Raw genomic sequence first — 13364 nt, forward strand, 5'->3', positions numbered from 1 at the left:
GCCCATCTCGTCGAATTGACGCATGACCAGACAGGGGGCATCGCGTTGATTGAGGCATTTGTATCTCTGTATCTTTTTTTGGTAGGCGCCGTATTTGGGTCGTTTGCAACCTTGGTTGGGGAACGTGTGGTTGATGGCGAGTCGATGGTCCGTCCGTCATCGCGGTGTAATCACTGTCAAACGCCACTGCGCCCGTGGCATCTCGTGCCTGTGGTCTCGTGGATTCTGCTTGGCGGCCGCTGCAGTGTTTGCCACACGCGGATTCCAATGCGTTATCCGGCACAGGAATTGCTGCTGGGCACGGCGGTAGTCTTGTCGTTCTGGCATCATTCAAACGTGTTGCTCAGCGTTGCGTCCTGTCTCTTGTGGTTTGTTTTGGTGATTGCTGTCAGTACAGACCTGACGCATTTGATGGTGCCCAATTGGTTGACCTATCCGAGTTGTCTTGCGCTGTACGCGCTCTGTGCGGTTGGTGAGGGGGATTTTGTTCGACCATTGCTCGGAATGGTGGTCGGTTTTGTGATGATTTTCCTGGTACATTTGAGCTCGGGCGGCAGGATGGGGCTGGGTGACGCCAAATTGTACTTGAGTATAGGTGCGGTGTTGGGGGTAGCGCGCTGTGTAGAATCCTTCATTCTCGCGTGTCTATTTGGCGCGGTTGTCGGCATATTATTGCGATGGACAGGTCACTTGGAACGACGCCAATTTATCCCGTTTGTTCCGTTTATTGCAATGGGTGTTGCGTGCGCCAATTTCCTGTTATCCGATTTACCAGACTGGTATCTCCATCATGTGCTTCATGTATAAGCGTGGTTTTATATCGAGAAAATCCTTGATATACCGCTTGTTGACGCATCCTGTCGGAATTTCGATAGGGCTTGCAGGGCAGACGCCGACATGTTTCAGCAACAATTGTCATACCGTCTGATATACACTATCCCCAAGTCTAGAAGGAAGGTTTGGCTGACAGAAGTTGTCTTGCATTTGTAGAGGGGGATCGTTATACTAACCGCAACCCGGAGCCCCCTATCAGCCTTCTTTCTTTCGTGAATAGTTAGGAAGAGGTGATGGAGTGCGTCTACCAAAGTCGAAAACCGTTTACGCCACTGCTGCAGCAGCACTGACGCTGCTGGGCGGCGCAGCGACCACGTATGGTGCTGCGTTTAAGACGGTAACGGTCCAAGACAGCGGGCAACGCAAGACGGTACGTGGATTTTGCACAGGCACGGTAGGACAATTTCTCGGCAAGTACGGTATCCACGTAGATCAAAGAGAGCGCGTCAGCCCGGCGCTTGATAGCCCTGTGCAAAACAACATGACGGTCGTAATTGAACATCCGAAGACGATTACTATAAACGACCAAGGTCAGTTGGTTAGTGTATCGACGTTTGATAAGACAGTGCAGAAACTTTTGCAAGACCAGGGAATCACCCTTACGAAGTCCGACCATCTCAGTGTCCCGGTAGATTCATCGTTGTCGGGTGGAGAGACTATCTCCATTCATCGCACTTCTCGCAAGGTATCCACTAGGACGCAGGAAATACCGTATCAGACCATACGTCGCCGAACATCTGAGTTGACTTCTGGAGATGAACGCGTGGTGACGCACGGTGTGACAGGGTTGATGCAGATTGAGACGACGAGTGTTTACCGGGATGGTCACAAGATTTCTGAGAGCGTAAAAAAACATATCGTTCGAAACCCAGTGGACAGCGTAGTGGAAGTTGGCACCGCGCCAGCCGTTCACCATTACACGCTTGCGAGCCGCAGCAGTGCGCCGACCAGTAGTCTCTACAGGTCGTCGCTGACTGTGCTTGCCACCGCGTATGCGGCAGGCGGTACGACGGCGTCTGGGCGCCCCGCGCAGCCGGGTGTCATCGCGGTAGATCCGCGTGTCATTCCGCTTGGTACGCGCGTGTATGTACCAGGTGTCGGTGAATTGGTGGCTGCGGATACAGGCGGAGCCATTGTCGGCAATCATATCGACATTTGTATGTCGTCTGAGTCGGCTGCTGAAAGTTGGGGAGAACGCACGATTACAATTTACATCCTCAATTGATAGTATCCCTCATCATGAGGGAGCTTATATGAAGGGTGATAGGGTTAAGGGGTCTACGCGTGAAACTTCGGTTTCACGCGTTTTTTTTCGTGCGCTCAAGAATAGGTTCGTTTACAATCAGGATCCTTCACGATGAAACTTCGTGCAGTCTGTTGATGGTCAGACGCAGGACATCGCAACGCTTGTAGCGAATCATGTTGCAAGACTATGAATCGTGTCGAAGAGGTGCCTGTATGCGTATCGACCAAGTGCTGTCTCGGGCTGCTGAACTGCGCGCGAGTGATGTTCATCTGGGGGCCGGTCATTCACCTACATTTCGGGTTGACGGCCAATTGATGAAGGAAGGCGCGACCATTACAAACGAACAAATTGAGTCATGGATTCAGGAACTCTTGAGCGCTGAAGAATTTGAACGGCTGCGTCGCGAAGGTGAAGTCGATTTGTCGTATAGCGATGGCGAAGGTTCTCGTTATCGCGTGAACGCATTCCAACAGCAGGGCCTTTTGGCGGTGGCGATTCGGCCCATCCCCAAGTTGATTCCGTCCTTGACCGAACTCCGCCTGCCACCGGATATCACGCGCCTTATTAGTCAACCTCACGGTTTAATTCTCGTGACGGGTCCGACAGGCAGTGGCAAGACGACGACACTCGCTTCGTTGATTCACGAAATTAACGTGACCAGCGCTAAACATATCATCACGTTGGAAGATCCCATTGAGTACGTCCACGAACACGTGCAATCGGTCATTCATCAACGGCAAATCGGCCGGGATACAGCAGGGTTTGCACCTGCGCTGCGCGCTGCATTGCGGCAAGATCCGGACGTTATCCTCGTTGGCGAATTGCGCGATTTGGAGACGGTCAGGACAGCGGTTACGGCGTCGGAAACAGGTCATTTGGTTCTCTCGACGTTGCATACGGGAGACGCGGTACAGACCATCGATAGACTGATTGATATGTTTCCCGTCGAGCAACAGGCGCAAGTGCGGTCGCAACTCTCGTCTGTCCTATTAGGGGTTTTGTCGCAGCGCCTTTTGCCACAAACAGGCGGTGGTCGTGTCGCCCTGGCGGAATTGTTGATTAATACCCCTGCTGTCGCCAATTTAATTCGCACCCAGAAGACGCATCAATTGCGCTCAGTCATGCAAACATCCCGACAAATTGGGATGCAGACATTTGCGATGGCGGCTCGAGAGCGGATGCAATCGGGCGTCATTTCTATGGAATCTGCAAAACCTTGGTTGGACATAACGGCATAGTTGCTAGTTTCCGCTCATAGAGTCATAGTATCTGAGACTCGGGAGGAAACGATGATGGCTGAGAGTGGAGCGCACAAGTATACGACGCACTCATCGTCCATTCTTGTTCGTCTAGGCGATAAGGCGTGGGAGATTCATCCTGACGGCGACAAAGAAAATCGGTTTACTGGAGAAGAAACGTCCGCGGTGACGCCAGAGGATAGCCGTAAGGTGTATATGTCTAGTGAAGCGGTGCGCGAGGCGGTGCGCAAAACGGTGGACTCGACAAACGACCGCCGTTTACAGGTTCCATCAGGACAGTTTGGAAGAGTTCCACGGTTTGCAAATGCCCCATGGAAGGCGCTCATGATGTGGGTGGCCAAATTAGCTGCGTCTGTGGTGTATACATTATTCCCTCGAAAAGGAAACCGTAGTTTGGCTGCTTTACAAGGTGGTTTATCGGTTGGCATGGTATTCGGGTGCATCGCGATGTTTTTGTTTCATCAGATGTCTCCTGCAGCTGCGGCGGACCTTGAAAATACGAAGACGACGAAACCTCAGTCGACGCATGTGGCAGCCATGACGACGCCGACGCGCGCTTTGAACTTGCCAGGTAACCACGTCTATTTTGTGACTTTAGGTACATATGCTACGGAGGCGAAGGCGAAGGCGGCCGCTGCCAGCGCAGGGAAACAGGGTGTGTCAGCGACTGTTGTTCCGATGAATGGCTATGCTGTGGTTGCGTCTGGCGCCGTCGTCGAAGCGGATGCGAACGCGCTTGCCGCGCAGTTACGCAAGTCCCATTTGAACGCAAACGTCGCATCTGTGGTTGAGACGGCCCGTCCAATTCAGGTGCTCGGCAATGCGGACGGCTCCACAATCACTGCGACGCAACGATGGTTAGCACAGACGTCAAGCGGCTTATTGGCTTTGGATACGTGGTTGTCCGATCACGGCCGCGTCGTCGATGCCCAAACTGCGCTGGCCTTGGCTATCAAAAGCTATCCGGGTGATGCCGCCGTCGCAGAGACGGGGATTGGCAGTCAGTTGACGGCGCTGCAGGCCTCGTTGCAATCGGCCAATCAAGCGTTTTTACAGCGCAATCAAACCAATTCCATGAAATATTTGATAAAATCGCTCATCGAATTGAAAAATTTACAGGGGATCAATTGAGCGGGTACTTCGATTATAATGGAATCGACAACGTTCGGCAGGAATTTCTTCTATTGTGTCGAAACATGTCCGTCATGCGCAATTTAGACTGTTTGGGGTGAGATTATGCGCAGTGGCGGTTGGCACAAAGTAGGCCTGGTGATTGCTGCGAGTGTTGTCGGTACGTTAGCCGACATCCTGCTTGCCAGTCGACTGCCAGCGTTGGAACCTCATACGCACGTATCTTGGCATCCAAGTGTCAATTTAGCTGTCATCCAGTTCTCACTATCGTTGACCTTGACGGTGAACTGGGGCACACTTGTCGGATTTGTGTGTGGCTGTCTTCTTGCACGCCGCTCGAAACGCTCCAAATAAAGTTTTGCGTTTTGAGTCAATGCGATATACATAGACACTTTAGGGTTTGTGGTGTCCGATGTTCCTTCGTACAGTGTAGGAAACTACCTGTGGAGGGATTCACTTGCTTGCGGACAAGAATCAATTGCTCACACCGTCGATACCCACTGAACAACCTCGTGAACGATTATTGCACTTAGGTCCGGGTGCATTGCGGGCGGACGAGTTGCTTGCGTGTATTATGCAGTCCGGAAATGGACGCCAGACGGTATTTGATATTGCTCATGCGCTTCTGGAGAACGTTGGCGGATTGTACGCGCTCGTCGATACGGAAGTCGCAGAGTTGTTAAATGTTCCGGGGATTGGGCGCGCAAAGGCGATTCAAATCGCGGCCGCCATCGAGCTGGGTCGACGTATTGCGCAAAAGCCGAGCGAGACGAGGTTACAAATTCGTACGGCAGAGGACGCAGCCAGGTATGTTATGGATAGGATGAGGTACCTTAAAAAGGAACATTTTGTAACGCTGCTCTTAGATACCAAGCACAGGCTTGTTGCGGAAGAGACGTGTTCCATCGGAAGCCTGGATGCGTCGATTGTTCATCCACGGGAGATTTTTCGGCGTGCAGTACGGCGAGTTGCGTCTGCCATTCTTTGTGTGCACAACCACCCAAGTGGTGATCCGACGCCGAGTCCGGAGGATATTGCGGTCACGGAACGGTTGATGCAAGCTGGCCGCGTACTAGGTATCGATGTGCTTGACCATCTCATTATTGGAGACGGGCGCTTTATCAGCTTGCGAGCGGCTGGTTATATGGACAAATGATGTCGAGAGGGGATTCCATCACAGATGTTTGCGGTTCGAGATATGGGTGTGGATTTGGGAACGGCCAATACTCTGGTATATGTAAAGGGAAAAGGCATTGTCGTCCGGGAGCCTTCGGTCGTCGCCTTGCGGACGGATACGAACGCGATTGAGGCTGTCGGCTCTGACGCGAAGCAGATGATTGGCCGGACACCGGGTAATATCGTGGCGGTTCGGCCGATGAAGGACGGTGTTATCGCCGACTTTCAAACGACTTCGACGATGCTTCGCCACTTTATCCGTCAAGCGATGAAGGCGAAGTCGAATTGGTCTGGCAAACCTCGCGTCATGATTAGCGTTCCTTCGGGAATTACTGCAGTTGAGAAACGTGCGGTCGAAGATGCGGCGCTGGAAGCGGGTGCTAAAGATGCACAGGTGATTGAAGAACCGATGGCAGCCGCGATTGGGGCGGGTTTGCCTGTGGGTGAGCCGACCGGATCCATGGTTGTCGATATCGGTGGCGGTACCACGGAAGTGGCGATTATTTCGCTTGGGGGTATTGTGACGGCGAGATCGATTCGCGTGGCGGGCGATGAGATGGACGAGGCCATCATTCAGTATGTCAAGAAGACATACAATCTGATGATTGGCGAGCGGACAGCGGAGGAATTGAAGATCCAAATTGGTTCTGCCGCCCCGCTGGAAGAACCACGCTCACTCGATATTCGCGGTCGTGACTTGTTGACGGGGTTGCCGCGCACGTTTACGGTATCCTCTGAGGAAATCTGTGAGGCGCTCTCGGATACAGTGGGCTCCATTATTGAAGCGGTCAAAGTGACGCTCGAGAAGTCGCCGCCGGAACTTGCGGCGGACATTATGGATCGCGGGATTGTCCTGACGGGCGGCGGCGCCTTACTCAGAAATTTGGATCGCCGGTTGAGTACCGAAACTGGGATGCCGGTCGTCGTCGCTGAAGACCCACTTGATTGTGTCGCGGTGGGAACTGGCAAGGCGTTGGACAATTACGACGTGTACCGCAAGCGCAGTGTGGCGCTTCGGAAGGCGCAGGGTAGAGGGTAAGTACCAGAAGGGGAAGAGGGATACGGGTGTCCCGTTACCTAACGAGTCGACGCTTGTTTTTGCTTTTGGGTAGCATTATTGTCCTGGTCGTCATCGCTGGATTGACGATTTCGAGGACAGGCCGCACGGCCAGTTGGCCGGAGCAGATTGTGATGAATGTCGAAAACACGGTATCCGGATGGGTATATCGGCCTGTCAGCAAACTTACCGCGTTTTTCGGCGGTCTGCACGATTTGCGCCAAATGTATGTGGAAAACGCCGAGTTGAAACACGATATGCAGGATTATCAAAGTTTGAAAGCGCAGTTGAACGACGCGGAAGCGGAGAACAATCGGCTTCGCCAAATGGTTCACTTCGCACAGGGCGCAGGGAAGTCTCTGCCGCGGGTTCCTGCGCACGTGGTTGGCCGTGAGCCGTCTGAATGGAATTCACAGTTGACCATTGATGCAGGTAGCGCGCAGGGTGTGCGGCCGGACATGGCTGTGGTGGCGCCGGACGGGAGTTTGGTTGGCCGCGTGGAAAAGGTTGCGTCGCACAGCGCGAAGGTCGACTTGATTACGGATACGCAGGTCGGTGACGGTGTGTCGGCATTCGCGGACACGTCATCGGTTCAGCCATTCGGTGTCGTCACCGGATCGACACGGAATCAGGGTGCATTGGACATGACTTTCTGGGGTTCGCTCGTGCAACTGCCTGCCAAGCAATTGGTTGGCCAGGAAGTGGTGACGTCAGGTTTGAGTGACGTGTTCCCAAGAGGGATTGTCATCGGGAAAATCACGAAGGTACAGTATGGGCCGCACAATACGGTGCAAACGGCGGTCGTGCAGCCAGCGGCGAATTTGGACTATCTGCAAGATGTCTTTGTCGTTCGCACGACGAATCAGGCGGGGCAGGGCCAATGAAACTCACCATCGCATTTTTGATGTTGTGGGTCGGCTTAATTTTGGAGGCGACGGTATTTCAAATTCCGCCGATGAACGCGATTCATCCAGGCTTTGTCCTGGTGATTCTCGTGCTTATTGCGTTGATGCGCGGTCCGAATACTGCGGTTGTCATGGCTGTGTTGATTGGGCTTATCGAAGACATTTCGTACGGTTCTTTCATTGGGTTAAACGCATTTTCCTATGGGTTGATTGCCTACTTCTCTGGGGCACTTTTTGGGCAGTTCTTGCATCGCAACTTGGCTGTGACGTTCATTGACACATTGATGATGACGTTTGTCTATACGTGGATTACATATGGTTTGACACGGTTGTTTGACGTGACAGCGGATAGGCCAATCTTCGTCTTCCAACAGTCACTTGTCTCGATGATGGTCAATGGACTTTTGGTATTGATGTTGTATCCGCTAGTTACGCGGCTGTTTACCAATCACAAACGAAATCGATACAACGTCTCGAATGGAGACGTTTGAGTATCGTCGCAGGTGCAAAAAACGACCCGCTCGCGGGTTGTTTTTTTGTTTGAGAAGGAAAACCCGCTTGCAAACGCGAATAAAGCCTTTCGGGCAAGTGCCACCCTGGAGGGAATTTTGTGATTGTCAACAGTGAAGCGTTGTATGAGACGAAGCCGCTCGTCACTGTGAAAGGGACGCGGGACGGACTTCTTTTTCTTCTAGATGAACAGTCCGATATGGACGATTTATGCGCGTACGTGAGCAATTTGTTGTCTGGTGAGTCTGGCAAGGTGTTTGATGGCCCGATGGTTGAAATCGTCGTCGATTACGGGCGCCGAAAGCTCACGCCGGCGGATTGCAATCGTATTTTGTCCCTGTTTCTGGCACGTGAAAATTTTGTTTTGCGGACTTGGGGTTCCGGCACAGAGGCGCGGCAGTCACTGTTCTATCGCAACCGGACCACTCGGCGACAGACGATTTATCACGGGGTTGTGCGTGCGGGTGAGCCGCTGTCGTTTGACGGAGATGTGGTCATTATTGGAGATGTCAATCCGAGTGCGCACGTGCGCGCCACGGGTGATATTTACGTGTTCGGGAGGCTGTTGGGTATCGCACATGCCGGCGTCTCCGGGGATTCGAGCAGCATCATCGCGGCGACGGAATTTTCGCCGATGCAACTGCGCATCTGTGACACGGTCAGTCGCGCGCCGACATTGCACGAGCAGCCGATGCAGGCATTTATGGAGTTCGCATATTTGGATAATGGACATTTGGCTGTCTCCCACATGCGATATTTTGCGCAGTGGGAAAAGGCGCGTAGTCGCGAGAGAGAGACCACACAGAAGGGGAGTCGTGCATGAGTTCGGCCATTGTAGTGACCTCAGGCAAGGGCGGGGTAGGGAAAACCACGTCGACCGCGAATATCGCAACGGCACTCGCCCTGTTGGGGAAAAAGGTATGTATTGTCGACGCGGACATTGGGTTGCGCAACTTGGATGTCGTCATGGGTCTGGAAAATCGGATTATCTACGACATTATCGACGTTGCGAACGGTGACTGTCGCTTGCAGCAGGCGCTGATCCGGGACAAACGGTTCGAACAGTTGGTGTTGTTGCCAGCTGCGCAGACCAAGGATAAGCGGGCGCTTACGCCGGACGTCATGAAGCGTTTGGTCGCGGAGCTCAAGGCGGATTACGAGTATATTGTGATCGATTGCCCAGCAGGCATTGAAGAGGGGTTTAAGGTCGCGGTGGCACCTGCGGATTTTGCGATTGTCGTGACGACCCCTGAGAATACTGCTGTGCGCGACGCCGACCGCGTGATTGGGTTGCTCGAACGCGAACAAGTTGGGTCGCCTCGACTCATCATCAATCGCATTCGACCACAAATGGTAAAACGCGGTGAAATGTTGGATATCGACGAGATTGTCCAGATTTTGGCATGTGATTTGCTGGGGATTGTGCCGGATGACGAGTCGGTTATCAAAAATTCAAATTTGGGCGAGCCAAGCGCAATGAATCCGGATACGCCTGCCGGTTTAGCGTATCGCAACATTGCAAGGCGAATTCTTGGTGATTCAGTGCCGCTGATGTCTCTTGAAGAAAAATCTGGTCTGTGGGGTCGCGTTAAACGATTGATTTCGGGCCGCTAAACGGACGACAGAAGCATATAAAAAAGCGGACTCTGCTCGGGTCCGCTTTTTTATACATACTTGTCCCTTGTCGCTCATAACCATGTGGTGAGAGTGAGAGGGGGGAGTGCCTGTGCCAAATGTCAAACGAAAGTGGCCTTGGCAGGGCAGTTTACGAAGTCGGCCCGAGAAGCGGGAGCAGGACTTGTTGGCAGCGCCCGAAACTACACATTCGTCGTCCGATGAATCACGCCCCGCGCCAACGCGTTGGGTGAGTGAAGGCCAGTCGGATTTATCCCCCTATGGCTTTGCCGAAGACGACGCGGGTTTGCGGCAGGTGGAGAGTGGCGCGTGGCGGCGAGCGTTTAGTGGCGGCGGACAGAGCCGAACGCCGCACAAGCAGTTCGTGCCGATGAGCAGTGCGCGGACGCGACCGCCGTCGGTGAACTCAAATAAACCGTCTTATTTGAGCCGGACGATTGTCTGGCAGACGTTTTGTGCACTGGTATTGGTCGGCGTGGTCTATTACGTTGATCACCACCCGGACGCCGTCCCGCCAGAGGTGGTGAGCCAGGCGCAAACCGTGTTGCAGACAGATTATACTGCGGATGTGGCGCCGTCGATTGATAAGGCGTTTGCGGATATGCACATCAGTGCACCTCAATTTGGCGCGACAACGGCGGTTAAACTTCACAACCCGGTCTCAGGCACCATTGTTGAGGATTACTCGTCTACGCATCCAGAGGTCTCCATCGCGGGGACGGCAAAGGCACCTGTGTTGGCAGCGGGCTCGGGTACGGTATTGAACGTGGTCAACGTCGGTGACACCAAGCTTGTGCGAATTGATAACGGTGCACTGGGTACGACGATTTACGACGGACTTGGCAGCGTGAATGTGAAGGCGCACGAATATGTGACTGCGGCGGAGGTGATTGGCAAACTGCCAGCGTCCCCAAGTCATCCAGCATTAAAATTCTCTATTGTCAAAGACGGAAATTACGAAAACCCGCATGCGGTTGTCAATTTTGACGGTGCGTCACCATGAATGTGGTCGCTCGTTTGGAAACAACCGTCGGACAGGCTTTAGGCGTCGGGCGGGTGCGTGTGCACCCGCTCTTTCTGGCGCTGATGGTCGGCGCGTTTTTTGCTGGCATGTTGAAAACGGCGCTTCTCTTGTTCACATTTGTGCTGCTGCACGAGTTTGGACATGCCATCACTGCGCGCCATTTGGGGTATCGCGTAGAAGAAGTATCCCTGCTTCCGTTCGGAGGCGTCGCGAAGGTGTCGTATGCGCGCCTCGGTTTTTCACCTAGGCAGGAAGCGATGGTCGCGATTGCTGGCCCGGTGGTAAATCTGTTGTTGTGTATCGCTTGTACGGTATTGTCGCTGTTCGGGTGGATGAACGAGGGAACGTATCAGTTGTGTATGCAAATGAATAGTTGGATTGGCATATTCAATTTGTTACCGGGTCTACCACTGGACGGCGGGCGTATTTTGCGCGCAGCGCGATCACGCCGGATTGGCTATGAGCGAGCCACACTGGAGGCGTACAACGTGGCGTTTGGACTGTCCATCCTGTTAATGTTGACGGGCGTGTTGGCCTTGTTCACGGGACACCCGCACCTTGGCATGATGCTGCTCGGACTATTTTTGTTTGCGACGGCGTGGCGCGGGAAGCGGGACGTGCGCAGTGAGACTATGCGCTTTCTCGACGCAAAGCGGCGCCAGCCAAAGACAGTGTTGCAGATGTCGACGCTGGCGGTGCCGAATACCGTCTCCATCCGCGATGTCGTCGTTCAATTTTCGCCGGATAGGTATCATATCGTCTATATTTTGGGGAACGACGGGCTCGTTCAAGCGCTTTTAGAAGAGATTGAACTGCTCGACGCGGTGTTTGAAGGTCGCTGGTTAGAGCCGGTCGGTTCACTCTTGACGGATGCCTGATGAACAAATGCCTGATGAACAAACGCCGGCGGCTATCTTCTGGCGGACGACGCATCAGTTGCGCCGGTGCCCGGTATATGATAGAATATGGCGCGTGTGTATGCACTACAACCGCATGCTTCCTGGGTTTTGAAATTGGACATCGAGTCCATACCTTAGGCAGCGAGTCTGAGTGAAGGAGCCTAAATGATGTACGCGATTGTTGAAACTGGTGGAAAGCAATTTAAGGTTAGTGAAGGCGACACGATTTACGTCGAGAAACTCGAAGGTGAAGTCGGTTCGTCCATCACGTTGGACAAGGTTCACTTGATCCAAAACGACGGTTCAGTTCGCGTTGGTACGCCGACGGTTGAAGGCGCGAAAGTCGTCGCAAAAATTCTTGAACACGGCCGTGGCAAGAAGATCATCGTCTTTAAGTACAAGGCGAAGAAGAACTATCACAAGAAGCAAGGTCACCGTCAACCTTATACCAAGTTGACGATTGAATCTATTCAAGCGTAACCGATGATTACGTTTGAAATTCTGCAGCAGCGCGATTCGGTAGCTGGATTTCGCGTGAAAGGGCACGCCGGCTACTCGGATTCGGGTTCCGACATTGTCTGTGCTGCGGTATCGGTTTTGGTATATAACGCGATTAACAGTTGCGAACGCTTTGCTGGTGTGGCATTAAACGTGATTGATCAAGGTGAGATGTTAACTTGTCGATTGCCGTTGCAGCCGAATGAATCGGTTCGATTGCTCATCAACAGTTTATTTTACGGCGTAGAGCAGGTCGCGGAACAATATCCTGAGTTCGTCAGGATAACGACTACGAATATCGCGAAACTTTGAAAGGATGAATGAGACATGTTGAAGTTAAACCTGCAACGGTTTGCTCATAAAAAAGGTGTGTCGTCGACCCGCAACGGTCGTGACAGTATTTCCAAGCGCCTCGGCGTCAAAGAACCAGACGGTAAAGTCGTCAGCGCGGGAAGCATTTTGGTTCGTCAACGCGGTACCAAGATTCACCCAGGCATCAACGTTGGCATTGGCAAGGACGACACCTTGTTTGCAAAGGTGGAAGGTCAAGTGCGCTTTGAGCGGCTTGGTCGTGACCGCAAACGCGTCAGCGTATATCCGGTTGCCGTTGCTGTCACGCAATAACGCTTGACTTCAGGATGTTGTTGAAGGGCCTGGCAGAAATGCCAGGCCCTTTTTGAGAGGCGGTTGAAAAACGTGCCGGAACATGATCACGGTACATATGAAGCGATTTCCTTCCGACGTCACCGTCACGATGTGCTCAATGAACTGCAGTTGATTCGCGGCTATTTGCAACTGGGGAAACCTGAGCGGGCGTTGGCTGTGGTGGACAGAACGGCGACGTGGCTGCAATCTCTGACGCGTTGGCAGTCGCTTGGAGACGTTGGCAAGAAACTCGTGTGGGAAGCTGCGACTTGTCCACACCTTCAATTGCGGCAATTGCATGTCGATGGGGACTTGTCTGATGGGGTTTTAGAACCGTTTTGTGCTTGGCTTCACAAATTGAATGATTACGCCGCAGAACAAGGCGTTCACCTAGAACTCGATGGGCAACTTCACCCGCGTGGTGCCGAGATTCGAGGATACGTAGAAGCGCCGTTTGCACTGGATGAAACAATGGCAAGCAGCTTTCCACAGATTGCATTTACCGTGGTCGACAATGGAAATCATACGGAGATGAGGGGGTGAGC

17 protein-coding genes and 1 other annotated feature are annotated in these 13364 nt (G+C 53.0%); all 17 genes read left to right on the forward strand.

Translation table 11 applies throughout. From position 1 onward, the window contains the following. The first annotated feature begins 45 nt into the window (after window positions 1-45). The 17 genes from J3482_RS01805 to J3482_RS01885 all read left to right on the forward strand — a co-directional run bounded on the left by J3482_RS01805 (window position 46) and on the right by J3482_RS01885 (window position 13362). Entirely contained in the window at window positions 46-807 is a 762-nt protein-coding gene (locus tag J3482_RS01805; protein WP_188332221.1) for a prepilin peptidase, read from the forward strand. A 265-nt stretch (window positions 808-1072) separates the two neighbouring features. Beyond that, window positions 1073-2059: a resuscitation-promoting factor gene (locus J3482_RS01810; RefSeq protein WP_146822666.1), complete on the forward strand. Its 987-nt coding sequence runs from the start codon at window positions 1073-1075 to the stop codon at window positions 2057-2059. A gap of 233 nt (window positions 2060-2292) precedes the next feature. Next, entirely contained in the window at window positions 2293-3318 is a 1026-nt protein-coding gene (locus J3482_RS01815) for a type IV pilus twitching motility protein PilT (protein WP_146822664.1), read from the forward strand. Window positions 3319-3372: 54 nt separating this feature from the next. Next, window positions 3373-4470, forward strand: coding sequence for a hypothetical protein (locus J3482_RS01820; RefSeq protein WP_206921984.1), 1098 nt, complete (start codon window positions 3373-3375; stop codon window positions 4468-4470). 105 nt (window positions 4471-4575) lie between these two features. Beyond that, window positions 4576-4824 carry a hypothetical protein gene (locus J3482_RS01825; protein WP_021295714.1) on the forward strand — a complete coding sequence of 83 codons (249 nt, stop codon included), beginning with the start codon at window positions 4576-4578 and terminating at the stop codon, window positions 4822-4824. Window positions 4825-4927: 103 nt separating this feature from the next. Next, window positions 4928-5626: a RadC family protein gene (radC, locus tag J3482_RS01830; RefSeq protein WP_223204113.1), complete on the forward strand. Its 699-nt coding sequence runs from the start codon at window positions 4928-4930 to the stop codon at window positions 5624-5626. 24 nt (window positions 5627-5650) lie between these two features. Continuing rightward, the gene (locus J3482_RS01835) at window positions 5651-6685 is read left to right on the forward strand and encodes a rod shape-determining protein (protein WP_021295712.1); all 1035 of its coding nucleotides are present in this window, start codon (window positions 5651-5653) and stop codon (window positions 6683-6685) included. 26 nt (window positions 6686-6711) lie between these two features. Next, on the forward strand, window positions 6712-7587 hold the full coding sequence (mreC, locus tag J3482_RS01840) for a rod shape-determining protein MreC (RefSeq protein ID WP_146822660.1): 876 nt from the start codon (window positions 6712-6714) through the stop codon (window positions 7585-7587). After that, on the forward strand, window positions 7584-8099 hold the full coding sequence (gene mreD, locus J3482_RS01845; protein WP_146822658.1) for a rod shape-determining protein MreD: 516 nt from the start codon (window positions 7584-7586) through the stop codon (window positions 8097-8099). The genes mreC and mreD overlap by 4 nt, the downstream gene beginning before the upstream one ends. Window positions 8100-8218: 119 nt before the next feature. Continuing rightward, window positions 8219-8941, forward strand: coding sequence for a septum site-determining protein MinC (locus tag J3482_RS01850; protein WP_021295708.1), 723 nt, complete (start codon window positions 8219-8221; stop codon window positions 8939-8941). Further along, window positions 8938-9732: a septum site-determining protein MinD gene (gene minD, locus J3482_RS01855; protein WP_021295707.1), complete on the forward strand. Its 795-nt coding sequence runs from the start codon at window positions 8938-8940 to the stop codon at window positions 9730-9732. The genes J3482_RS01850 and minD overlap by 4 nt, the downstream gene beginning before the upstream one ends. Before the next feature lie 112 nt (window positions 9733-9844). Next, on the forward strand, window positions 9845-10756 hold the full coding sequence (locus J3482_RS21465) for a M23 family metallopeptidase (protein WP_146822656.1): 912 nt from the start codon (window positions 9845-9847) through the stop codon (window positions 10754-10756). 14 nt (window positions 10757-10770) lie between these two features. Next, window positions 10771-11655 (forward strand): M50 family metallopeptidase, encoded by an 885-nt coding sequence (locus J3482_RS01865; RefSeq protein ID WP_223204112.1) that lies wholly within the window; start codon window positions 10771-10773, stop codon window positions 11653-11655. A 99-nt stretch (window positions 11656-11754) separates the two neighbouring features. Then, window positions 11755-11835, forward strand: a sequence feature (ribosomal protein L21 leader region). A gap of 9 nt (window positions 11836-11844) precedes the next feature. Then, window positions 11845-12156 carry a 50S ribosomal protein L21 gene (gene rplU / locus J3482_RS01870; RefSeq protein WP_021295704.1) on the forward strand — a complete coding sequence of 104 codons (312 nt, stop codon included), beginning with the start codon at window positions 11845-11847 and terminating at the stop codon, window positions 12154-12156. A 3-nt stretch (window positions 12157-12159) separates the two neighbouring features. Further along, window positions 12160-12486 (forward strand): ribosomal-processing cysteine protease Prp, encoded by a 327-nt coding sequence (locus J3482_RS01875; protein WP_146822652.1) that lies wholly within the window; start codon window positions 12160-12162, stop codon window positions 12484-12486. A gap of 15 nt (window positions 12487-12501) precedes the next feature. Further along, the gene (gene rpmA, locus J3482_RS01880) at window positions 12502-12798 is read left to right on the forward strand and encodes a 50S ribosomal protein L27 (protein ID WP_146822650.1); all 297 of its coding nucleotides are present in this window, start codon (window positions 12502-12504) and stop codon (window positions 12796-12798) included. A 72-nt stretch (window positions 12799-12870) separates the two neighbouring features. Beyond that, window positions 12871-13362 carry a Spo0B domain-containing protein gene (locus tag J3482_RS01885; protein WP_188332220.1) on the forward strand — a complete coding sequence of 164 codons (492 nt, stop codon included), beginning with the start codon at window positions 12871-12873 and terminating at the stop codon, window positions 13360-13362. Window positions 13363-13364 lie beyond the last annotated feature (2 nt).

Origin of the sequence: Alicyclobacillus suci (assembly GCF_017329615.1) — a bacterium.
GTDB classification, from domain to species: Bacteria; Bacillota; Bacilli; order Alicyclobacillales; family Alicyclobacillaceae; genus Alicyclobacillus; species Alicyclobacillus suci.